Annotated in this window: 17 protein-coding genes; 1 reads left to right on the top strand and 16 read right to left on the bottom strand. The window is 54.8% G+C overall.

Annotation, left to right across the window (positions count from 1 at the left end; genetic code table 11):
* Positions 1-62: 62 nt before the first annotated feature.
* The 10 genes from P159_RS19340 to argC all read right to left on the bottom strand — a co-directional run bounded on the left by P159_RS19340 (position 63) and on the right by argC (position 12,706).
* Positions 63-1,469 carry a glycosyltransferase family 2 protein gene (locus tag P159_RS19340; RefSeq protein WP_029543106.1) on the bottom strand — a complete coding sequence of 469 codons (1,407 nt, stop codon included), beginning with the start codon at positions 1,467-1,469 and terminating at the stop codon, positions 63-65.
* 12 nt (positions 1,470-1,481) lie between these two features.
* On the bottom strand, positions 1,482-2,801 hold the full coding sequence (locus P159_RS0108225) for a DUF4422 domain-containing protein (RefSeq protein WP_029543104.1): 1,320 nt from the start codon (positions 2,799-2,801) through the stop codon (positions 1,482-1,484).
* 239 nt (positions 2,802-3,040) lie between these two features.
* Complete coding sequence (locus P159_RS0108220) at positions 3,041-4,519, bottom strand: nucleoside kinase (protein ID WP_051650242.1); 1,479 nt, start codon at positions 4,517-4,519, stop codon at positions 3,041-3,043.
* Between the two features lie 148 nt (positions 4,520-4,667).
* Positions 4,668-6,086, bottom strand: coding sequence for an argininosuccinate lyase (gene argH / locus P159_RS0108210; RefSeq protein ID WP_029543100.1), 1,419 nt, complete (start codon positions 6,084-6,086; stop codon positions 4,668-4,670).
* A complete protein-coding gene (locus P159_RS0108205; RefSeq protein WP_029543098.1) occupies positions 6,083-7,300 on the bottom strand; it encodes an argininosuccinate synthase in 1,218 nt (405 codons plus the stop codon). The genes argH and P159_RS0108205 overlap by 4 nt, the downstream gene beginning before the upstream one ends.
* Positions 7,301-7,353: 53 nt before the next feature.
* Positions 7,354-8,286, bottom strand: a complete 933-nt coding sequence (gene argF, locus P159_RS0108200) for an ornithine carbamoyltransferase (RefSeq protein ID WP_029543096.1) — start codon at positions 8,284-8,286, stop codon at positions 7,354-7,356.
* 14 nt (positions 8,287-8,300) lie between these two features.
* Positions 8,301-9,512 carry an acetylornithine transaminase gene (locus tag P159_RS0108195; protein WP_029543095.1) on the bottom strand — a complete coding sequence of 404 codons (1,212 nt, stop codon included), beginning with the start codon at positions 9,510-9,512 and terminating at the stop codon, positions 8,301-8,303.
* A gap of 12 nt (positions 9,513-9,524) precedes the next feature.
* Positions 9,525-10,412 carry an acetylglutamate kinase gene (gene argB / locus P159_RS0108190; RefSeq protein ID WP_029543094.1) on the bottom strand — a complete coding sequence of 296 codons (888 nt, stop codon included), beginning with the start codon at positions 10,410-10,412 and terminating at the stop codon, positions 9,525-9,527.
* A 14-nt stretch (positions 10,413-10,426) separates the two neighbouring features.
* Positions 10,427-11,638 carry a bifunctional glutamate N-acetyltransferase/amino-acid acetyltransferase ArgJ gene (gene argJ, locus P159_RS0108185; RefSeq protein WP_029543092.1) on the bottom strand — a complete coding sequence of 404 codons (1,212 nt, stop codon included), beginning with the start codon at positions 11,636-11,638 and terminating at the stop codon, positions 10,427-10,429.
* A gap of 33 nt (positions 11,639-11,671) precedes the next feature.
* A complete protein-coding gene (argC, locus tag P159_RS0108180) occupies positions 11,672-12,706 on the bottom strand; it encodes an N-acetyl-gamma-glutamyl-phosphate reductase (protein WP_029543090.1) in 1,035 nt (344 codons plus the stop codon).
* 213 nt (positions 12,707-12,919) lie between these two features.
* Here argC and P159_RS0108175 point away from each other — a divergent pair, with 213 nt between their 5' ends.
* Positions 12,920-13,774: a biosynthetic peptidoglycan transglycosylase gene (locus tag P159_RS0108175; RefSeq protein WP_029543088.1), complete on the top strand. Its 855-nt coding sequence runs from the start codon at positions 12,920-12,922 to the stop codon at positions 13,772-13,774.
* A 62-nt stretch (positions 13,775-13,836) separates the two neighbouring features.
* Here P159_RS0108175 and P159_RS0108170 read toward each other — a convergent pair whose 3' ends face one another.
* The 6 genes from P159_RS0108170 to nifJ form a co-directional block, all read right to left on the bottom strand.
* Entirely contained in the window at positions 13,837-14,406 is a 570-nt protein-coding gene (locus tag P159_RS0108170; RefSeq protein WP_029543087.1) for a hypothetical protein, read from the bottom strand.
* A 102-nt stretch (positions 14,407-14,508) separates the two neighbouring features.
* The gene (sdaAA, locus tag P159_RS0108165; protein ID WP_029543086.1) at positions 14,509-15,396 is read right to left on the bottom strand and encodes an L-serine ammonia-lyase, iron-sulfur-dependent, subunit alpha; all 888 of its coding nucleotides are present in this window, start codon (positions 15,394-15,396) and stop codon (positions 14,509-14,511) included.
* Positions 15,397-15,409: 13 nt separating this feature from the next.
* Complete coding sequence (gene sdaAB / locus P159_RS0108160; protein WP_029543085.1) at positions 15,410-16,072, bottom strand: L-serine ammonia-lyase, iron-sulfur-dependent subunit beta; 663 nt, start codon at positions 16,070-16,072, stop codon at positions 15,410-15,412.
* Between the two features lie 72 nt (positions 16,073-16,144).
* Positions 16,145-17,032 (bottom strand): 4-hydroxy-tetrahydrodipicolinate synthase, encoded by an 888-nt coding sequence (gene dapA / locus P159_RS0108155; protein ID WP_029543083.1) that lies wholly within the window; start codon positions 17,030-17,032, stop codon positions 16,145-16,147.
* Between the two features lie 126 nt (positions 17,033-17,158).
* Positions 17,159-20,074, bottom strand: a complete 2,916-nt coding sequence (locus tag P159_RS0108150; protein ID WP_029543082.1) for an insulinase family protein — start codon at positions 20,072-20,074, stop codon at positions 17,159-17,161.
* Between the two features lie 152 nt (positions 20,075-20,226).
* Positions 20,227-23,757 carry a pyruvate:ferredoxin (flavodoxin) oxidoreductase gene (nifJ, locus tag P159_RS0108145; RefSeq protein WP_029543080.1) on the bottom strand — a complete coding sequence of 1,177 codons (3,531 nt, stop codon included), beginning with the start codon at positions 23,755-23,757 and terminating at the stop codon, positions 20,227-20,229.
* Between the last annotated feature and the right edge of the window lie 126 nt (positions 23,758-23,883).

Here is a 23,883-nt window from a genome sequence, read left to right as displayed (position 1 = left end):
CGGCTAGTCCCCCCTTCCACCGGCTTCGCCGGTCCCCCTTCCCCGTTTCACGGGGCAGGCTTTTAGTTTTGTCTTGCTTGATGGTTTTCTCTCAGTAAGGGAAAATAGTAGTTGTTGTAATAGTCATCTGTTGTGTAGGCATTGCCCTGCCAGCGAATCCTGTTTTCCGCTATTCCCATTTGAATGAGCATAGCCTTGATTTCCTTGGCTGCTTTTTCATTGATGACGGCAATCAGGATGGCATCGAAGTCCATCTTTTTCAAGTCTTCAACAGGCTGCACAGGTAAGTCCGGAGTTTTAAGTTCCTTGGCTCTTTTGTCCACTATACCTACGGGCTTGAGGTAGTTTTGCCTTTGCAGTTGTCGATAGAAAGACTGACCTGACTCTCCGGCGCCGTAGATGACAGTTCTCTCTCCCTCTTGGAAAAGATGATAGGGGAAGATGTATGACTGGCCCTCATTGGTTGCTCCCGCTCCTGCTTTCAGCAGATGATAGTGGTGGAAATACCAGTAGGCGAAATAGCCTTGCTCTCCGTAAAGATCCCTAAATGCTTGGCGGATTTCTTCCTCACTACCCTCCAGCAGGCCCTGGCTGTGGTAGCCTTGCTGAATGAAGGAGGGGTCAGTGTCGATAATGGCAAACTCCCGCACTTTGTCCTGTACTTCCGGTTTGTCACTGAACCACGGGATGTCACCCATATAGGTATCCAGTGCCTTTATCTTCGCTGCAATATTTTTGGCCTGCATTGCGATAAATTTGGCATCCCGCTTTTTTCTGGTCACAGATGTGACAGGACGGCGGTAGATGTAGAAGATGTCCGGAATCCATAGGTAGCCTCTGGCATAGAAGACACAACGGAACAGGAAGATGGCATCCTGCCCCGGCACCAAATTTTCCTCAAAGCGTATGTGGTGCTCGTCCAGAAAATCCTTTCTGAAAAGCTTGTTCCAGATGGTGCCATAAAGTTTCCGCCTGGCCCAAAGCTCCACGCGATAGGCCTTATCTTCGTTTATCAGCACTGGCTTCTCTGAGGCTGGCATATCGTCAAAGAGAATGGTGCGGAATTCATCTGTTGTCCTTACCTGTTCCTGATCTCCCTGGGGTACCAGGCAACCTGGGGAATGAACTACCTCCGCGCCGTACTTTTCGGCCGCCTTATGCATGATTTCCAATGACTCTGGCAAATAGAGATCATCACTGTCCAAGAAAGCAATGTATTTGCCCTTGGCGTGCTCAAGGCCCGTGTTTCTGGCGCCACCTGCGGTCTTGTTGCCTTCATGGCGATACAGGCTGACCTTATCATTTTCTCCATAAAGCCTGTTTACCAGTTCCCAGCTGCCATCCGTTGAGCAGTCATCTACCACTATGATTTCGAAATCCTGAAAAGTCTGAGCTAGTACGCTATCAATAGCCTCCTGCAGATACTTCCTTGCATTGTAAAGGGGCACTATCACGGATATTTCCGGCATACGACCTCTCCTTCAGACTTCTCTTAGCAGCTTGTAATCTATATAAGCGACACGGTATTTTTCGCAATACCAGGCAAAGTAAACCGTGGTCAAGAGCTCTCCTACATAACCCAAATACCTGTCGGGACGAGCAATCCCATGCTTCTTGTAATGCTCCTGCATGCCATGCAGCACCTTGAACATAAAGCGGCAATAGGCCAGGTAAATCTCTCTCTTAGCGATAACCATGTTGTTTGGGTAATGAATCTGCCCTTCCAGGAATTCCTTGGAAAAATTTGCCAGCTCAGAATCTTCATGCTCAATCAATCTCAGCATGAGGCTGTAATCCTGCTCGTCCATGGTCGTAACGGGGAGACCTGCAAAATATGCATGAACTGTAGGAAAGGTCAATCTTGGGGTAGTCAGCAAGACATCCACCTTTCCCTCGGCCATTGCCTTCTTTATTTCTTCTGTCAGAACAAAATGGCGCCGATAGTGGCAAAGTCCCAGATATTTGGCCCAGGGAGCTTTCTTCCATAGCCAGTGGGCAACTGTCAGTTCGGAATATAGGCTGTTATAACTGGAAAGGGTGTCGGATTCCTCATCGTCATACGCCATTTCTGCTGTGCGGGGGCCATCATAACCTGCTGTGCCTCCCATGACGGGATGGACGTAATCTGGCAGGTTTTCCATGCTGACTCTGGCATCTTTTAGTGATGTTGCCATTGCCAAATAGAGTTGGCTCTGCCCCCCTTCCATCAGCCCTTCGGGTTGCCACCCACGGGAAGTCCACTGGACTTCCACGCTTCGCGCTCCCCGCGCGCGGTGGAGGTAAGGACTACTTGTTACGCTACCATTGCTAAATTTACTTACGGTTTGGTGTAAGTATCTGATCTCCGGTTGTGACAGGGGCACCTGGGTCATGGGGTAGAAAGTAAACCTGGCTTCCGGGTGCTCCTTGGGGGAGATTTCCAGCATGGAGTAGTCGTAGGGGTTGCGATTTACTATCAGGTCGGAGCATGCCTCACTGATTTCTTTAATGCCCTGCTCCCCCAGCAGCTGCGTCATGCGGTGGAGGCCGATGATTTCCTTTGGCTCTCTGCCCAATTCTGCCAGCAAGCCAATAACTTCTTCGTGATACTTTTCCTGCAGGGTCAGGTGTATCTCAGCTTTTGGGAATATCTTTATGGCTTCTTCTATCTCCAAGCAGGGGCGGCCGCAGTATGTATTTCCCTGACCGTTCATTTTCGTGACGGCAAAGGCTTCTATGTCCTCACCCCTGCCCTGAGCTTCCAGATATCTGCAGTATTCCTCTGCTATGAGGCCTCTGCCGTAAAGTATCAATTTGCCCACCTGATGTCTCCACTCCCTGCAACGCTTTTTGTTTATTTATTAAGCAACATATTTATTATAGTGATTATTTTTTACTCAGTCAATGTAATTTTATGACACACAGAGCTGTCTTCACGAACATATATGCTATGCTTTCCAAAAAGGGGCATAGATACGATATGATTTGGAAAAATAAGTTCCATGAACGCATAAAAAAAGAGCCTGTTTGCAAAACCGTACTGGTCGCAAACAGGCTCTCTCTATTTGAAGAACACCGACTTTCCTATGAACTCCCTCAGAATGGAATTATTTGGTACCTCGTCCTCCACAGTTATGGGGTCAAAATACTGACAGAAGTCCAGCAAACGCCGGGCCATTCCGTACTCGGGCACCTCTGGAGAAACACTTTCCAGCAAAGGTTCAGCGTAATGCTTCAAGATGCCCAGCTCATAGATTAGGGCAGAGTTGAACATGAAGTCTGCCTCCTCCTGGAAGGGGAAGATGTACTTTTCCTCCCCCTCCCGCACAGCAGGCCACTGATGCAGGGTCTTGAGGGCACGAGCGCCGCGGAACTGGTAGTCACGCACCAGCCGGCGCAGGAGCCGGGCACTGGTGGTGGGAATCCTGTTGTGGGCATCTATGTTCAGCTGAGTCAGGGCGCTGATATAGATTTTGTACTTTTGTTCCCTGGGCACCAGTTCGCTGAGCTTTTCATTGAGGCCGTGAATCCCCTCCACGATGATGGGCTGGTCATGAGCCACCAGCAGATGCCGCCCCCCGCCCCTTTCGCTCAGGCCCGTGAGGAAATTGTAATGGGGCAGGTCTACAGCCTCTCCCTTCAGCAGGGATACCATCTGCTCATTGAAAAGCTCCGTGTCTAGAGCTCCCAGGCATTCGTAGTCGTACTCTCCTGCCTCATTCTTGGGCGTGTCCACACGGTTCTTGAAATAATCATCCAGCGAAATAGATACAGGCCGCAGCCCGTTCACCAGCAGCTGCACCCGCAGGCGCTGGGCAAAAGAGGTCTTGCCTGAGGACGAAGGCCCCGCTATGAGTATCAGCCGTAGCCTGCCCCTGTGCTCGGCAATGTGGTCGGCAATCCTGGCAATGGTCTTTTCCTGCAGCGCCTCAGAAACGCGGATAACCTCCCCCATCCTGCCCTGTTTGTTGGCCCGGTTGAGATCCGCCACATAGCGGCACTGGAGGATTTTGGCCCACTCTTTGGACTCAGACAAGATCTGATGGAACTTGGGCTGGGAAACCCGGCGGGGAATCTCCATAGTTTCATAGGTATACTGGGTGGGCATGCGCAGGAGAATCCCCGGTGGCTCATAGTCAAGCTCAAAATGCCCCAGCTCTCCGGTAGAGGAACGCAATTTCCCATAGAGGTAGTCATGGTAATTGCCACAGCTGTAGATGCTCACCATTTCCCTGGGCAGCGCGCTGATAAGGTTCGCCTTTTCAATCTGTCCGCTGCTCTTGAAAAGCTGCACTGCCTCCTCCCGCAACATGGACTTCTTGACCAAAGGCCTGTCCTCTGCCACAATCTGGCGCATCTTCATCTCAATGGCCCGCACCACTCCTTCGTTAAGCGGCACAGGCAGATGATTCAGCTCGCAAAACAGTCCTTTATTGGCTGTGAACTGCACAACCACCTCTGCCCCGTAATAAAGCTCCTGCACTGCTGTAATGAGCACGAACACCACGGACCTGCCGTAGATTCTCCATTCCATGGACATAAACTCCACCTCCGTTTCAGTCCTGGCCCTTTAGTTGATATAGATTTCTGCACCCTTCAGGAAAAATCCTCTTTCTCCATGGGCAGACAAAAAAGACACAGCCATCATGCCTTGCACCAATGGCTGTGTCCTGCTTTGCGTTATTGACTTAAATCTGCTTCTGCGCCAGTTCTTCCTGCAGCTTGTTCTCTGCCGCCAGCAGTTCCTCTGCTGCCGCCAGCTGCCTTGCTGCCTGTGCGTAGGAAGTCCCACCCAGGGAATTCCTGTTTGCCACACAGGTCTCGGGGCTGATGGCCTCGTAGATATCCTCCTCGAAGAGTTCAGAGAGCTTCTTGTACTCCTCCAGGCTCATATCCTGCAGGTAGCAGCCCTTTTCCAGGCAGGTGTGTACAGCGGTGCCGGAGACGGCATGGGCCTGGCGGAAGGGCATGCCCTTCTTCACCAGATAATCAGCCAGGTCCGTGGCATTGGAGAAGTCCTCTGCCACAGCTCTGCGCATGACCTCTTTCTTCACCTTCATGCCACGGATCAGCTGGGCATAGACACCCAGGCTGAACTTCACCGTGTCGATGGCATCGAAGATGCCCTCCTTGTCCTCCTGCAAATCCTTGTTATAGGCCAGGGGCAGGCCCTTGACCGTAGTCAGCATAGCCATGAGGTGGCCCACCACCCTGCCGGTCTTGCCCCGCACCAATTCGGACACATCGGGATTTTTCTTCTGGGGCATCATGGAGGAGCCCGTGCAATGGGCATCATCCAGCTCCACAAAGGAGAACTCACGGCTGCACCAGAGAATGGTCTCCTCGGACAGGCGGGACAGGTGCACCATGAGTATGGAGGCAGCAGACAGGAATTCCATGATGTAGTCGCGGTCGCTGACTGCATCCAGGCTGTTGCCGTAAATCTGCTGGAAGTTCAGCTGCCTGGCCACCAGTTCCCTGTCAATGGGGAAGGTGGTGCCAGCCAAAGCGCCTGCTCCCAAAGGCATGATGTCCGCCCTCTGGTAGACCCCCTCAAAGCGGGCGAAATCACGGGAGAGCATGCCGAAGTAGGCCAGCAGATGATGGGCAAAAAGGATGGGCTGTGCCCGCTGCAGGTGGGTGTAGCCGGGCATGATCACATCCTGATTGGCCTTGGCTGTCTCCACCAGGGCGGCCTGCAGATTGAGGATCTCCCTCAGCACGGCTACGGTCTCACGGCGGACATACATGTGAGTGTCCAAAGCCACCTGGTCATTGCGGCTGCGGGCGGTATGGAGCCGCCCCCCTGCCTCTCCTATGGCTTCCGTCAGCCGCTTTTCGATATTCATGTGGATATCCTCAAGGTCCACGGAGAAGTCAAACTCCCCCGCCTCAATCTGCCCCTCGATGTCCTTCAGCCCCGCCAGGATTGCCCCGCAGTCATCCTCGGAGATGATCCCGCATTTGGAAAGCATGATGGCATGGGCGATAGACCCTGCAATATCCTCATGATACATGCGCTTGTCAAAGTTTATGGACGCCTGGAACTCATTGACCATTTCATCAACAGTCTTGGTGAAGCGTCCTCCCCACATGGCCTCGCTCATTTCTCATTCTTCTCCTGCATGAGGGCACGGACCTTCAAGGGCAGGCCAAAGAGGTTGATGAAGCCCGTAGCATCAGCCTGATCGTACACATCGTCATGCTCGAAGGTGACGAACTCCTGGCTGTAGAGGGAATAGGGAGAAGTGGAGCCAGCGGAGATGATGTTGCCCTTGTAGAGCTTCAGGGTCACGGTACCGGTGACAGTCTGCTGGGTGCTCTCCACGAAGGCAGCCAGGGCCTCACGCAGCTGGCAGAACCACATGCCGTCATAGACCAGCTCGCCGTAGCGGATAGCCAGGCCCTCTTTGTAATGATAGGTAGCACGGTCGAGGCAGAGGTACTCCAGCTCGCGATGTGCGTAGTAAAGCAGGGCTCCGCCGGGATTCTCATAGACGCCGCGGGACTTCATGCCCACCAGGCGGTTCTCGCAGATATCCACGATGCCCACGCCGTTGCGGGCGCCGATCTCGTTGAGCTTGGTGAGGAGCTCCACGGCCCCCAGCTTCTCGCCGTTGACAGCTACAGGCTTGCCCTTCTCGAAGCAGATCTTCACATACTCGGGCTTGTCCGGAGCATCCTCAGGAGCTTTGGAAATAAGGAACATGCTGTTCTTGGGCTCGTTGGCAGGATCCTCCAGGTCAGAACCCTCATGGGAGAGATGCCAGATATTGCGGTCCATGCTGTAGGTCTTGTTTTCCGTAGCCACGGGGATATCATGCTTCTTGGCATACTCGATTTCAGCGCTGCGGGAATCAAGGTCCCACTCACGCCAGGGAGCGATGATGGTGAGGTTGGGAGCCAGAGCCTTGACGGTCAGCTCGAAACGCACCTGGTCGTTGCCCTTGCCGGTAGCGCCATGAGCAATGGCATCCGCGCCTTCCTTCTTGGCCACATCCACCAGCCACTTGGCGATCAGGGGACGGGCGAAGGAGGTGCCAAGCAGGTACTTGCCCTCATAGACAGCCCCGGCCTGCAGGGTGGGCCAGACGTAATCAGTCAGGAACTCCTCGGTGAGGTCTTCCACATAGACCTTGGAAGCGCCGGACTTCAGGGCCTTGTCATGGACCACATCCAGCTCATCACCCTGTCCGATATCGCAGCAGCAGGCGATGACTTCGCAGCCGTCATAGTTCTCCTTGAGCCAGGGAATGATGACGGAAGTGTCCAGTCCTCCGGAATATGCCAGAACAACTTTGCTAACCTTTGCTTTTGCCATAGTAAGCATCTCCTTTTATCATGATGTCTATGTAAATCTTAGTGAAACCTGATTCAGTTGCCCATCAAGAGCGCCATGATGGCCTTCTGGGTATGCAGGCGGTTCTCTGCCTCATCAAAGATGACATCTGCATTGGCCTCCAGCACTTCCTCGGTGATTTCCTCACCGCGATATGCAGGCAGGCAGTGCATGACGATGGCCCGCTTGTCAGCGTGAGCCATGAGCTCTTTGTTCACCTGATAGGGAGCGAAGATTTTCTTGCGCTCATCATGTTCCTCTTCCTGTCCCATGCTGGCCCAGGTGTCGGTCACCACGATGTCGGCCCCCTTGACAGCTTCTACAGGATCAGTCACCAGGCTGATGGAAGCTCCCGTAGCCTTGGCATCCTCCATGGCCTGCTTCGTCACCGTCTCATCAGGGCGATAATTCTCAGGCGTAGCCGCCACGAACTCCATGCCCGCCTTGGCACAGCCGTACATGTAGGAATTGGTCATGTTGTTGCCATCACCCACATAGGCCATCTTCAGACCCTTGAGGTTCTTGCCCTTATGCTCCCTGATGGTAAGCAGGTCGGTAAGCACCTGGCAGGGGTGCAGGAGATCCGTCAGCGCATTGATGACGGGGATATCTGCATACTCTGCCAGCTCCACTACCCGCTCATGGCCGTAGGTGCGGATCATGATGCCGTCCAGATAGCGGGACAGCACCCTGGCCGTATCCTTGATGGGCTCGCCGCGGCCCAGCTGCAGGTCGCGGTTGGACAGGAACAGGGCCTGTCCTCCCAGCTGATACATGCCGGTTTCAAAGGAAACCCTGGTGCGGGTGGAGGACTTCTCGAAAATCATGCCCAAAGTCTTGCCAGAGAGCAGCTTATGCTCAATGCCGGCTTTCTGCTTGGCCTTAAGCTCTGCTGCCAGAGCCAGTATCTCCTCCACTTCCCCTACTGTAAGTTCGTGGATAGAGAGCAAATCCCTGCCTTTTAACATAAAAATCCCCCAAATCAGTTGTATTTGGGCAACACTTTCTCAAGTGCCCCGATAACTTCGTCCACATGTTCCTCCGTGATGATCAAAGGAGGAATGAAGCGCAGCACCTTGCCTACGGTGCAGTTGATGATAACGCCTTCGGCCAGGCAGTCGTTCACGATATCCCTGCCGATATTATCCTTGGAGAGCTCCGCCCCCAGGATCAGCCCCTCGCCCCTCACTTCTTTGATAAGGGAGGGGAACTTCTCCTGCAGCTTGACCAGCTGTTGCTTGAAATAGCCGCCCACCTTCTCAATCTGCCCCAGGAACTCCGCCTTGGGCACTGTATCCAGCACCACATTGGCTGCGGCACAGGCCAGAGGATTGCCACCGAAGGTGGTGCCATGATCGCCGGGTTTCATGGCCTTGGCCACTTCCCCCCGGGCCACAAAGGCACCGATGGGCACGCCGCCAGCCAATCCCTTGGCCAGGGTCACGATATCCGGCTTCACCCCGTACTTGTCATAGGCGAAGAATTTGCCGCTTCTGCCGATACCAGCCTGTATCTCGTCAAAGATCAGCAGGGCGCCGTGCTTGTCGCAAAGCTCCCGCACCTTCTGCAGGTAGCCGGGATTCGGAGGATAGACACCGCCCTCACCCTGAATGGTCTCCAGCATGACGGCGCAGGTCTTGTCACTCATCATGCTCTCAAGCTCAGCTATATCGTTGTAATGCACATAGTCAAAGCCCTCCGGCAGAGGCCCTACCCCCTCCTGATAGTGGGGCTGGCCTGTAGCTGTAAGGGTAGCCAGGGTCCTGCCATGGAAGCTCATCCAGGCTGTGATGATCTGGCTCTTCTCAGGGTCCTTGGCATGGGCGAATTTCCTGGCCAGCTTGATGGCCCCTTCGTTGGCCTCAGCACCGGAGTTGCCAAAGAACACCTTGGCTTCCTCAAGGCCGCTGAGCCTGGCTAGCTTGTCTGCCGCATCAGCCTGGGGCTGGGTGTAGTAAAGGTTGGAGCAGTGCAGCATCTTGCCAGCCTGTTCTGACACTGCCTTTACCAGCGCCGGGTGATTATGTCCCAGCACATTGACTGCAATCCCCCCCAGGAAATCCAAATATTTCTTGCCGTTATGGTCCCAGACATAAGCGCCTTCGCCGTGGTCCAGCACTATTTCATAGCGGTTGAACACCGGCAGGTAACCTGCCTTGTCCTTGGCCATTATCTCTTGATCAGTTTCCCGCATAATCTGCTCCTCTCAGCGTACCACCTGGGTACCAATACCCTTGGCAGTGAACATTTCCAGAATGGGAGAATGTCCCAGACGCCCGTCGATGATATGGGTCTTGCCTGTGCCCATGGAGAGGGACTTGAGGCAGGCTTCCACCTTCGGTATCATGCCTCCGGCAATAATGCCCTCTCTTATATATGCCTTGGCTTCTTCCATGTGCAGGGTAGAGATGAAGGAAGACTTGTCGTTGAAATCCTTGTAAATCCCTTCCACATCTGTCAGCAGCAGCAATTTCTCCGCCTGCAGGGCTCCTGCCATCTCCGCCGCCACATAGTCGGCGTTGATATTGTAGCTCTCGCCATTCTCCCCTACGCCGATGGGGGCCACCACAGGCACATAACCGCGGTCCAGGAGGTCTTCGATAATGCCAGTCTGGATTTCTTCAACCTCGCCCACATAGCCGATATCTACCTGCTTCTCAGCCTCGCCCTCGTAGACGGTGGCCATTTTCTTCCTGGCTTTGATAAGGCCCGCATCCTTGCCGGACAGGCCCACAGCCTTGACTCCCCGGCGGTTCAGCAGGTTCACGATCTCGGAGTTGATCTTGCCGTCCAGCACCATTTCCGCGATTTCCACGGTTTCCTCATCGGTGACCCGGAGGCCTGCCACAAAGGAGCTTTCCTTGCCCACCTTCTTGAGGAAGCCCGTGATTTCCGGGCCGCCCCCGTGGACAATCACCGGACGGATGCCCACGTATTTCATCAGGGCAATGTCCTGCATGACCTTTTCCTTCAGCTCCTCGCTGACCATGGCATTGCCACCGTACTTGATGACGATGGTCTTGCCATAAAATTCCTGTATATAGGGCAGGGCCTCCACCAGGACCCCTGCCTTATCCTCTGCAGAAAAATCCATGGTTCCAGCCTCCCTCAGGTGTGATACTCGCCGTTGATCTTCACATACTCATAGGAGAAATCGCAGGTCCAGACCGTAGCCTCAGCCTCGCCCAGGCCCATGTCAATGTCGATGACGATATCCTTCTGGCTCATGACCTGCTTCAGGGCCTCCTCGTCATGCTCCGCACCCACGCCGTAAGCATAGACAGGAATGCCGCCGAACTTCACCACGGTCTTCTCAGGCACCATCTCAACTCCGGCATAGCCCACAGCGCAGATGACCCGGCCCCAGTTGGGGTCTTCCCCGAAGAAAGCCGTCTTCACCAGAGGGCTCTTGGCCACGCTCATGGCAATGGTCTTGCCGTCAGCAAAGTTCTTGACACCGGAAACGTGCACCGTCAGGAACTTGGTAGCACCCTCACCGTCAGCGGCAATGCGCTGGGCCAGGCCCTGGCAGAGCTCCTGCAAGGTAGCCTTGAACTTCTCGTAGTCGGCACCCTCAACCTTGATCTCTTCGTTGCCTGCCTCACCATTGGCCAGCACAATCACCATGTCATTGGTGCTCATGTCGCCGTCAATGGAAATCATATTGAAGGAAACCTCGGTGATTTCCGACAGGGCTTTCTGCAAAAGTTTCGAATCGATAGCCGCATCCGTGGTGATGAAGCAGAGCATGGTAGCCATATTGGGCTGGATCATGCCGGAGCCCTTGGCGATGGCGCCGAAGCGCACCTTCTTGCCCCCCAGCTCAATCTCAGCAGCACAGGACTTGGAATAAGTGTCCGTGGTGATGATGGCCTTGCCTGCAGTCTCGCTGCCATGCTCGGAAAGTTCGCTGACAGCCTGCTTGATGCCGGCTTCCATCTTCTCCATGGGCAAATTCACACCGATGATGCCCGTAGATGCTACCACCACATCCAAAGGCTCGCAGCCCAGCACCTCAGCGGTGATAGACTGCATGGCAGCGGCATCCTTCGTGCCCTGCTCGCCGGTGCAGGCATTGGCGCAGCCTGCATTGGCGGTGATGGCATGTGCCTTGCCCGTAGCCACTACTTTCTTGGAAGCGAAAACCGGCGCTGCTGCCACCGCATTCTGGGTGAAGACACCGGCCACGCTGGCCTCCTTCTCCGTATAGATGACAGCCACATCAAGGTTGCCGCTCTTCTTGACGCCGGCCTTGACACCAGCGGCCTTGAACCCCTGAGGATAAGTGACACCGGCCTTGCACATTGCTTCGCTGAACATATCTGACATATCTTGAACCTCCATAATTATCTATCAAGGATACATGGGCACCATATCCAGGCCCGTCTTCTCATCAAAACCGCAGGCAATATTGAAATTCTGCACTGCCTGCCCTGCGGCTCCCTTCACCAGATTGTCAATGGCAGACATGACGATTACCCGCTTCGTGCGCTCGTCTACATGCCAGCCCAGGTCGCAGTAGTTGGAACCGCGCACCTCCTTGGTGGAAGGATAGGCCCCCAGGCCCCGCAGCCTGATGAAGTGTTCCTCACCGTAAAGCTTATCGAAAGCCTCATTGACCATTTCAGTCGTGACACCGGGCTTCAGGGTTGCATAGCAAGTGGAAAGAATGCCCCTGGACATAGGAACCAGATGCGGCGTGAAGTTTATGATAGTCTCCTCACCGGAAAGATCCGTCATGGCCTGCTCGATTTCCGGCGTATGCCTGTGCTTGCAGGCATTGTAAGCCCGGAAATTATCGTAAAGCTCCGGGAAGTGATTGGGCACCTTGGCCCCACGGCCTGCCCCGGAGACGCCGGACTTGGCATCCACGATGATGGTGTTCACCTCAATCAGGTGTTCCTTGGCCAACGGTGCCAAAGCCAGGATGCTGGCAGTGGTGAAGCAGCCCGCATTGCCGATGATCTTGGCATCCTTGATCTTGTCCCGGTAGAGCTCCGCCAGTCCGTAGACCCTGGGCGCATCCTTATGCGTATGGGGTACGTGATACCAGGCTTCATAGACCTCTGTATCATCGAACCTGTAATCTGCCCCCAGGTCGATAATCCTTACGGGCAGGTTTTCCAGCTCCTGCCCCACCTTCATGGCATGGCCATGGGGAAGGCCGATAAAGACGAAATCGCTGTCCCTGCCGATGGACTCAATATCCTTCATGCTCTCAAGCTGCATATTATACAGTCCTGAAAGATGTGGATAAAGGCTGTCAATCTTCTCTCCCGTGTGGCTTTCAGAAGTGATGTGCACCACCTGAGCCTCAGGGTGGCTGTAGAGCAATCGCAAGAGCTCTGCCCCTGCATAGCCCGTGGCCCCCAATACGCTTACCTTCATAAACTCTCCCCCTGACCTGTACGCCTTGAAAGGACTTGCGGTATTGCCGCTCCCTCTCTCAAGTGTACCCTGTAAACTTATGAGCATAATTATACAACCAGAATGTATATTTTTGCAATAGTCCCCTGAGAATTTTTTTCTTTCTGCGAAAATTCTCCTCTAAAATGAACAGATTGGAGTATAATAGGAGAGAATCTTCCTAAGGAGGGGACTATGAAAAAAACAACCAAACGCAAGGGAACCGGGAAAAAAGTCATCAGGCGGCGCGTGAAGCCCCTGCGCTTCCTGGCCCTGCTTGCCATCCTATTTTTTATCGCCTTTGCCTTTTCCGGCGGGCTGATGGTTTTCTCTCCCCGCACCTGGCAGGGCGTAGGTGATTTCCTGCCGAAGCTGGAGAAGCGCCTGCCCGCCATTGCCTCAGATACTGCCGAGGAACTGAGCGGCAGCGACAGGCTCTCCCGCTTCTTCTTCCTGCACCGGGCAGTGGAGGCCAGGCTGGACAAGGAAAACTACGTGCGCCTGAAAGATGTGCCGGAAAATATGCAGCACGCCATCCTGGCGGTAGAGGACCGCCGCTTCTACACCCACCACGGGGTGGACTTTGAAAGCGTGGCCCGGGCCTCCCTGGTAAATCTGCAGTACGGAGAAATCCAGGAAGGTGCAAGCACCATCACCCAGCAGCTGGTGAAAAACCTCTTCCTTTCCCATGAGCAGACCTTCGGCCGCAAGGGCGAGGAACTGCTGCTGGCCCTTGATATGGAAGCCAGCTATGAAAAAGACGAAATCCTGGAGCTCTACCTCAACACCATCTACTACGGCTCCAACTTCTACGGCCTCCAGGCCGCCAGCCTGGGCTATTTCGACAAGCAGCCCAGAGAGCTGAATCTCTCAGAAGCAGCCATGCTGGCAGGCCTGCCCAACGCCCCCTCCCTTTACTCCCCCTACGTGGATTTCAAGATGGCCAAGAAGCGGCAGATCGTAGTGCTGGACGCCATGGTGCGCAACGGCTACATAGATGAAAAGACCGCAGAAGATGCCAAGATAAAGCCCCTTTACTTTGCCCGCTAAGCTGCCGGGCTCCATAAATGCACAAAAGAGACAGCGCCCTGATGACGCTGTCTCTCTTGCATTTAATATTTTCCCTTGAGTTCTTTCTTGAGCTGTTTCTCTACAGCACGATCAAAGTGCTTGTAGAACTGCTCGCAGAAATTGGCATAGGTTTTCTCAGTATCGCCTTCATTCTTGTTGGCACGGATTTCATAGCTGTAAAGAAGCTCATTGGTGCCAACCTTGAACACATCAAAAAAGAAGCTGGTGCGGCTGTTGTTGGCCACAGTCAAAATAACATAGGCATCAGCCAGATCGCCAAGGCTCTCCTTGAAAATCTTGCCAGCCTGACGGCGCTCCAGAACCCTGACATCCACACCCTTGGTTGCCCTGATGTTATCTGCCACCGTGTCATAGGACACCACATGATTGCGGGTCACACGGCTGGCATCATAGACAATCTTGGTGAGCATATCCTTGCTGGGCGCATTGGCAGCAACAGGCTGATAAAGAGGAGCTCCCACGGCAATGCGATGGATCGAGGTAATATCTGCTCCCTCAATAAGGGTTTCCTTCTCTGCATTTGCAAACGCTACCTGAGTGCTAAGCACTACCATGCAAACGATGACCAGCATTTGGATAATTTTTCTCATAAATTGCTTCCTCCTGCGTATATAGATTTCCTGCTTGCGCCGGTGTCTTGCCCCCGGCTAGCACTGTCTATTATTTTACTACACTTCCCCAAATACCGCCAGTTATTTTTCTTGACCGTAAAGGCTCCGCTCAATCCTCCTGGCCGTAGGCGTAACCGCCAATCCCCCCTGGCTTGTTTCCCTCAGGGATTTGGGCAGGGCCCGCCCAATCTTATCCATGGCTTCGATGACCTCATCCACGGGAATGACAGACTTGATGCCGGCAAGAGCCATATCTGCCGCCAGCATGGCCTCGATCACCGCAAAGCCGTTGCGCTTCACGCAGGGCACCTCTACCAGGCCGGCTACGGGATCGCAGACCAGTCCCAGGAGATTCTTGATAGACAAGGCCACCGCCTCCCCCACTTCCTCCGGGCTTCCTCCGGCAATTTCCACCAGGGCGCCTGCTGCCATAGCTGCCGCCGTACCGCACTCAGCCTGGCACCCCCCGGAAGCTCCGGCAATAGAGGCATTCTGGTCTATGACCATGCCTATGCCTGCCGCAGTGAAAAGCGACAGCACCAGCTTTTCCTCAGAAGCTCCCCTTTCTCTGGCTGCATAAAGGGCTGCAGGCACTATGCCGCAGGAACCCGCCGTGGGGCAGGCCACAATGCGGCCCATCACTGCGTTGACCTCATTTACGCCTATGGCGGCAGCAGCCGCCTGCAGGGCTGCCCGCCCCAGGTAAGGAGCCCGCACCTTTCCCTCACTGTAGAGAGAAAGGCGCCGGGCGTCGCCGCCTGTGAGACCGCTGAGGGATTTTTCCGTATTGCTGATGCCCCGTTCAATGGATTCCTGCATAACCGCCCAGCTGGCAGTCATTTCCTTGATGATGTTTTCCCTGTTGCGCAGGCTGGTGTGCATCTCCCGGGCAATAACTATCTCATGCATGGGCATAGACTTGTCCGTGGCCATGGCTATAAGCTCAGCCAAATTGTTGAAATTTATCATCTTTCTCTCCTGCTCACACGGCGGGCACGGCCCTGGCCATTTCCACATCCGGCACCTGGCCGCATTCCTCTACTACATCTGCTGCCGGTTCGTCATCCAGCTCCATGATCATCATGGCAGTCTCCCCCCGGCTCTGGCGTGACACCCGCATAAAAGCGATATTCATCTCATAACGGGCCAATATCTGTGTCACCTTGGTGATGATGCCGGGACGGTCGTGGTGAATGGTCAGAAGCGCCGGATACTGGCCGCTCAGCTCCACCTCATAGCCGTCAATATTGGTGACCAGTATATTGCCGCCCCCTACAGAGGCACCCCTGACCCTGGCCACCCGCCCAGTCTCACCTACAAGATAGATGACTGCCGTATTAGGGTGGGCATCCTGAAGCTCCACCTGCTTGAAATCGTAAGAAAGGCCATTCCTGCCTGCCAGTTCCAACGCCTCGCGCAGGCGCATATCATCAGGCTCCATGCCCATGATGCCGGCAATGAGCGCCTTGTCCGTGCCGTGTCCCTTATAGGTCTGGGCAAAGGAGCCATGCAGGTTTATCTCCGCCCTCACGGCCCTTTCGCCCAGGATCTTCCGCGCCATGAGCCCCAGCCTGGCAGCCCCTGCCGTATGGGAGCTGGAGGGGCCTATCATCACCGGCCCCACAATATCAAACACACCATGCATAATCTTTCACCTCATGCAGAAAAGAGGAGGCTGACAAACAGCCTCCTCCTTCTCTTGCCAACTAAAACAAAATTACTTGATCAGCCCATGGTTTCTCAAAGCCTTTTCCAGCTGTGCCTCATGGGCAGGCTCCATCTCGCAGAGGGGCATCCTCAGCGGGCCGGCATTCCAGCCCATCTTGCGCATAGCCACCTTCACGGGAATGGGGTTCACCTCACAGAAGAGTGCATCAATAAGGTCAGTGTACTCAATCTGCAGTTTCATGGATTCCTCCACCTTGCCGTCAAAGTAGAGCTGGCACATATCATGGGTGACCTTGGGTGCCACATTGGACAGCACGGAGATAACTCCCTGGCCGCCCAAAGAGAGAATGGGCACAATCTGATCATCGTTGCCGGAATAGACCACCAGGTCATCGCCACAGGCTGCCCTGAGGCGCAGGATCTTGGAAAGGTCGCCGTTAGCTTCCTTCACTGCCACGATGTTGGGGTGCTTGGCCAGCTCAGCATAGGTGGAAGTCTGGATAGAAACCCCCGTGCGGGAAGGCACATCGTAAAGGATAATGGGGATATTCACGCTGTCTGCAATCATGGTATAGTGCTGGATCAGCCCCTTCTGGGTGCACTTGTTGTAGTAAGGAGTCACTACCAGCAGGGCATCAGCCCCCACTTCCTCAGCATACTTGGAGAATTCCACCGCTATGCGGGTCTCATTGGAGCCGGTGCCGGCAATCACAGGCACACGTCCCTTGGTATGCTCCACCGCAAACTTGATGGCCTCTTTATGCTCCTCAACGGACATGGTAGCAGACTCGCCAGTGGTGCCGGTGATGACGATGGCGTCCGTATGATTCTCAATCTGGTCGTCGATGATGCGGCCCAGTTCCTCAAAATTAACGCCATCCTCAGTGTAAGGGGTGATGATTGCTACGCCTGCGCCTCTGAAAATCGGTTTCTTCATCAGGAAGCCTCCTTGAATATCCACATTTGCCTTTATTCATTCATGTTTACAATTCTACGACATAGTGCAGTTTTTGTCTACGCCGTAAACTGCAAACTTTCAGGAAAAACCTGCCCTTGCCAACTCTCAGAGCGCCGGTGCCACAGCACCGAAAAGTTTCTTGTTTTCCTTGATTTTCTGCTCCCCGCCGAAGACGCAGAGCACATTTTCCTTCATGCAGGCTCTCACCAGCGGAGCCAATGCCTTGATATCCCCCTGGCGGGTAGTGAGGATTTCCGTGCGCATCTGCTGGCGGTCAAGATAGGAAATGCCACGCAGGTAACAGTTATCCGCCATCTCCCCCTTCATCTGGGGAGTGAGGGGCGTATCCACGCCGCTGATGGTGCCGATGATGGCCTTGGTCATTTCCCTGTCGGAGGCAGCGAAGTTCTCAAGGTAATCAGCTGTGCTATCAAAGACCTCTATAGTCTCCTTGAGGTTCGGGTCGCGATAGGAGCCGAAGTTCATCATGCCGTTGCGGTTGAAGCTGGTGAAAGCACCGTAGGCACCGCCCTGCACGCGGATCTTGGTCCAGAAGTAATCATAGCGCAGCAGGGTTTCCAGCACCCGCATGGAGCCGGTGTACTTGTAGCCCAGTTTCAGGAAGTTAGCCCCCTTGCCCACATACTGCACCCGGCTGGAGGAGGTAAGCCCCTCATTGCGGCGGGCCAGCTTCCAGCGATAGCGCTGCTTGGGGAAAGTCAGGCGTGAAAGTGACTGGCGCAGGGGGGCAAAGGCAGCTTCAAAGCTCCTGTAATCCGCCTCCGGCACCGTGATACTCACCAAAAGGTCCTTCTGGTTGAAGACCTGGCGCAGCACCTCGCCAAAAATCTCCGGGAGCTTGGCAAAATGATTGTCAAAGTCTGCCAGGAAGTCCTTCACAAAATGATAGAAGGGCAGGCCCCCCTGGTCAGCATAAGCCCCCGCAGGGGTGAGATAGGCGGCAATGCGTCCGGACACCACCTGATGGGCAGAGCGCTGCAGGCTCAGCTCCACTTCTGTCTGCACCTGCAGCAGAAGTTCCCTGATGCGCTTGGCATCCGTAAAGACACTGCGGGTAATGATTTCCTGCAGCAGCTGGCAGAGGTGAGGCAGCTTCTTCACCAGGGCCTTGGCCTTGATGCGGAACTTGGGCTGGCAGGAATCCGGCTCACCCTTGCGGGTATAGGACACCACATCATAGCTGATGCCGCCGGTGTGGAGATTCTTGAGGTTGGCCAGTTCTGCATAGCTGTGCTCTGCCGTATCCACTTCACCCATAAGCTCTGCCAGCAGGTAGAGATAAGGCAGATGCTCCTGGGACACGCAGCCTGCATCAAAGTAAAGGTTCAGGTAGCCAATGCCGTGGGTGTCCACCTTGCTGTGGAGCACCTTCGTCCCCATGAGCTCTTTTTCCACCACAGGCAGCTCATAGGCTTCCTTGCGGATATCTGCCACATCCAGCACGGGAATGTAAGCCAGGGCTTCGGGGCTGTCCTCTGCCTGCTGTCGCTCCTTCAGCGCCTTGCAGGCCTCGATGATTTCCTTTATCTGCTGCTCAGACATCTGCGCTTTCTTCTCAGCCAGCAGCTTTTCCTGGGCAGCTTCCCGCTCTGCTGCCAGGGTCTTGCTGGGGGTCAGGGTCACCATGGTCACATGGTTGTTGTCCAGGAAGAACTTCTGGATAAGCTCCTCAAAATACCTGCCCTCCAGTCCTTCTTTCATGCGGGCCAGCAGTTTCTCATAGTAAAGGGCATCCTCAGGCTGCCCATCGTAAAGCCAGGTCTTCATGGCGGCAATGCCGTAAATCAAACCCTTGGGGGCAGAGCCGAAGTCAGCCTCACGCAGGCGAAATTCCAACAGGTTGATGGAAGCTTCCAACAGGGTCTTGTCCAGCCCCTCCTCCACCAGCTTCTTCAGAGTATCCATGGTCAGCTGATAGAACTTATCCGCCCTGTCAGCCTCGGAATTGGCCACCACAATGCTCAGGAAAGGCTGCAGCACGCTTTCCTCGAAGCTGGAGTCCACATCGCTGCCCAGCTCTGCATCAATCAAAGCTTTCCGCAAAGGAGCAGCCGGTGTCTTCAAGAGGGCATGGTTGAGGATTTCCAGTCCCATGATAGTTTCCGTGTCTAGGGAATCACCCATGAGCCAGTTCAGGGAGAGGAAGGTCTTTTCCTCCGTGCTCTCCTCAGTACCCACAGGGTATGACTCAGTGCGGCGCTTCATCTCCGTGAAGAGTTCCTGCTTCTCAATGACAGAAGGCACGGGAATGCGGTCGTAATGGGACAGATATTCCCTGTCCAGATAAGCCAGCTTCTCTTCTATATCCATATCGCCATAGAGATAGATATAGCTGTTGGAAGGATGGTAATACTTGCCGTGGAACTCGGTGAACATTTCCTGAGTCAGCTCGGGGATATGCTCAGGATCACCGCCGGACTCCCAGCCGTAGGTGGTATCGGGATAAAGGGAGTTCATGATGCGGCTCTCCAGCAGATCATCAGGAGAGGACAGGGCCCCCTTCATCTCATTGTAAACCACGCCGCTGTAGCGCAGTGGCTCCTCCGGGGACTCTATCTCATAGTGCCAGCCCTCCTGCATGAGCACCTGGGGATTTTCCCGCATCTGGGGATAGAAGACCGCATCAAGGTACACGTCCATGAGGTTCTGGAAATCCTTGTCATTGCGGCTGGCCACAGGATAGATGGTCTTGTCCGGATAGGTCATGGCATTGAGGAAGGTATTGAGAGAGCCCTTCACCAGTTCCACAAAGGGCTCCTTCAAGGGATACTTGCGGGAGCCGCAGAGCACGGAGTGCTCCACAATATGGGCCACACCCGTATCATCCACCGGCGGCGTACGGAAAGCGATGGAGAAGACCTTGTTGTCATCATCGTTCTGCAAGAAAAACAGCCGGGCGCCGCTCTTCTCATGCTCAAAGACATAGGCCTCGGAGCTGACCTCTTTGATGGAAGTTTTCCTCAGCAGCCTGAAGCCGCTGACTACATCATTTATATTCAAAGCAATGACCTCCCTGCAAAATAATTCAGTCGTATTAAATATTATAACATATCCTGCGAAAACTCGAAACCTTCCCGCAAAGACAAAAAGGAGAGACAACCCACGCTTGGTCGTCTCTCCTTAAACTATGCAATTAACTGAAAGCTGCCGTCTTACTTGCCTGCCAGCTTCTTGTAGTTCTCATAGCGGGTCATGGCATCCTTCTGGGTCTTCTCGAAGAGCGCATCTGCTGCCTCCGGGAAGGAACGCTTGAGGTTGATGTAGCGGTTCTCGCCCATGAGGAATTCCTGGAACTTGCCGAAGTCAGGCTCCTTGGAATCCAGGCTGAAGGGGTTCTTGTCGCTGCCAACCAGCTGCGGGTTGTAGCGGAAGTTTGCCCAGTAGCCGCACTCCACAGCCAGCTTGGCTTCCAGCTGGCTGTTGCCCATGCCCTTGCGGATGCCGTGGTTGATGCAGGGAGCATAAGCGATAATGAGGGACGGGCCATGATAAGCCTCTGCCTCGGCAATGGCCTTCAGGACCTGGTTGTGGTCAGCACCCATGTCAACCTGAGCCACATACACGTAGCCATAGGACATAGCCATCATGCCCAGATCCTTCTTCTTGGTCTTCTTGCCGGAAGCTGCGAACTGAGCGATAGCAGCAGCAGGCGTTGCTTTGGAAGACTGGCCGCCGGTATTGGAGTAAACCTCGGTATCAAAGACGAAGACATTAACGTCCTCGCCGGATGCCAGCACATGGTCCACACCGCCGTAGCCGATATCGTAAGCCCAGCCGTCACCGCCGAAGATCCACTGGGAGCGCTTCACGAAGTACTGCTTCTGGTCATAGATCTTGCCCAGAAGTTCGTCGCTGCCCTTCTCAGCAGCCAGCAATGCCTTCAGCTTCTCGGCGCGCTCGCGGGTGCCCTCGCCCTCATTCAGATGGTCAGCCCAGTCAGTGAGAGCTGCCTGCAGGTCTGCACTGCCCTTGCCTGCCTCGACGGCAGCACGGGCATCTGCCTCCAGAGCCTCACGCACAGCCTTGGTGCCCAGGAACATGCCCAGACCAAACTCTGCATTGTCCTCGAAGAGGGAGTTTGCCCAAGCGGGGCCGTGGCCCTTGGCGTTCTTGGTATAAGGCATAGCCGGTGCGCTGCCGCCCCAGATGGAGGAGCAGCCCGTAGCATTGGCCACCATCATGCGGTCGCCGAAGAGCTGGGTGATGAGCTTGGCGTACGGAGTCTCGCCGCAACCTGCGCAGGCACCGGAGAACTCCAGGAGCGGCTGCTCGAACTGGGAGCCGATGACCGTTTCCTTCTTCATGGTGATGGTCTTGGGAGCCACCTTCTTGGTGTCCACCGCATAGTCGAAGTACTTCTGCTTTGCCTTGAGCTCGTCATCCAGAGGCTGCATATCCAGAGCCTTCACCGGGCAGACCTGAGCGCAGTTGCCGCAGCCCAGGCAGTCCAGGGTGGACACAGCCATGGTGAAGTTGTATTCCTTCAGAGCCGGAGCCTTGGGATTCTTGGAAAGCATGCCCTCGGGAGCAGCAGCCTTTTCCTCGTCCGTCATGAGCACAGGGCGGATAGCAGCGTGGGGGCAGACAAAGGAGCACTGGTTGCAGCTGATGCACTTGTCCACATTCCACACAGGCACCTTGATGGCCGTGCCACGCTTTTCGTAAGCAGCGCCGCCCACAGGAAAGGTGCCGTCTGCCATGTCGCTGGCAAACTTGGAAACTGCCAGCTTGTCGCCTTCCTGGCGGTTCATGACCCGCTGGATCTCGGTGATGAAAGCAGGCTCATCCCGCTTCACTTCGGCCTCATCCTGTGCCTCAGCCCAGGAAGCAGGCACCTCAACCCTGTGGAGAGCCTCTACGCCCTGATCCACAGCGCCGTTGTTCATATCCACGATGTTCTGGCCCTTCTTGCCATAGGCCTTCACAATGGAATCCTTCAGCAGGTCAACAGCCTTGTCAATGGGAATGATGTTTGCCAGCTTGAAGAAGCCTGCCTGCATGACCATGTTGAAGCGGCCGCCGAGACCCAGATCCTGGGCAATCTTCACGGCGTTGACCGTATAGAACTCAATCTCGTTCTTGGCAATGTAGCGCTTCATGTAAGAGGGCAAATGCTCAGTCAGCTCCTCATCGCTCCAGACGGTGTTCAGCAGGAACTTGCCGCCCTTGCGGAGACCTGCCAGCAGGTCATAATTATAGACATAGGACTGCTGGGAGCAGGAAATGAAGTCAGCCCTGTTGATGAGATAGGGGCTGGTGATGGGCAGCTTGCCGAAGCGCAGATGGCTCATGGTGATGCCGCCGGACTTCTTGGAGTCATAGGCAAAGTATGCCTGGGCATACATATCCGTGTTGTCGCCAATGATCTTGATGGCCTGCTTGTTGGCGCCTACAGTACCGTCAGAGCCAAGGCCCCAGAATTTGCAGGCGGTGGTGCCTTCCGGCGTGAGGTTCACATCGGAGTTCACGGGAGCCAGGCTCTTCTCCGTCACGTCATCCTCGATGCCGATGGTGAAACCGTCAAGAGGCGCATCTTTCTTCAGGTTCTCGAACACGGCGAAAATCTGGTCCGGAGTGGTGTCCTTGCCGCCCAGACCATAACGACCGCCTACGATGACGGGGTTCAGGTCGGAGCTGTAGAAAGCGCTCTTCACATCCAGATACAGAGGCTCGCCGATGGCGCCCGGCTCCTTGGTGCGGTCAAGCACTGCCACCTTCTTCACGGTCTTGGGCAGGAACTTGAAGAAATGCTCCAGGGAGAAAGGACGATAGAGGTGCACGGACAGGAGGCCTACCTTCTCACCGTTCTTGTTCAGGTAATCCACCGTCTCCTGCACAGCCTGGCAGACGGAACCCATGGCGATGATGATGCGGTCTGCATCCTCGGCACCATAGTAATCAAAGAGGTGGTGCTCACGGCCGGTGACCTTGGCCAGCTCTGCCATGCACTCCTCTACCAGAGCCGGGATAGCATCATAGTACTTGTTGACAGCTTCCCTCTCCTGGAAATAGATATCCGGGTTCTGGGCAGTGCCGCGGATCACCGGAGCATCCGGATTGAGAGCCCTCTCGCGGAAAGCCTTCACAGCCTCCCAGTCAAGGATCTTGCTGAGGTCATCGTAATCAATAAGCTCGATTTTCTGGATCTCATGGGAAGTGCGGAAGCCATCAAAGAAGTTGATGAACGGCACGCGGCCCTTGATAGCTACAAGATGAGCCACAGCTGACATATCCATGACTTCCTGGACACTGTTCTCGCAGAGCATAGCGCAGCCAGCCTGGCGGGCAGCCATGACATCCTGATGATCACCAAAGATATTCAGGGAGGAAGCAGCCAGGGCACGGGCGCTCACGTGGAACACGCCCGGCAGCAGCTCGCCTGCCACCTTGTAAAGATTCGGAATCATGAGGAGGAAACCCTGGGAAGCCGTATAGGTGGTAGTCAGGGCACCTGCCTGCAAGGAACCATGGACCGCGCCTGCGGCACCAGCCTCTGACTGCATCTCAATCACGCGCACCTTCTGGCCGAACAGGTTCTTCTGTCCCTTGGCAGCCATTTCATCCACGTGCTCAGCCATGGGTGAAGACGGCGTGATAGGATAGATAGCCGCTACATCCGTAAAGGCGTAGGACACGTAGGCGGCAGCTGTATTGCCGTCCATGGTTTTCATTTTTTTGCTCATGTGTTTTGCTCCCCTCTGTGTATGACTTGAAGCCTAACATACGTTTTCGGTGAAAATTACACAATTTCACTTATCCGCTGACATCAATTATACACCCTGCAAAAACCATTGTAAATAAGATAAAAC

The sequence above is a fragment of the Selenomonas sp. AB3002 genome (assembly GCF_000702545.1).
Classification (GTDB): Bacteria; Bacillota; Negativicutes; order Selenomonadales; family Selenomonadaceae; genus Selenomonas_B; species Selenomonas_B ruminantium_A.
This window is presented reverse-complemented; position numbering and strand designations above follow the sequence as displayed.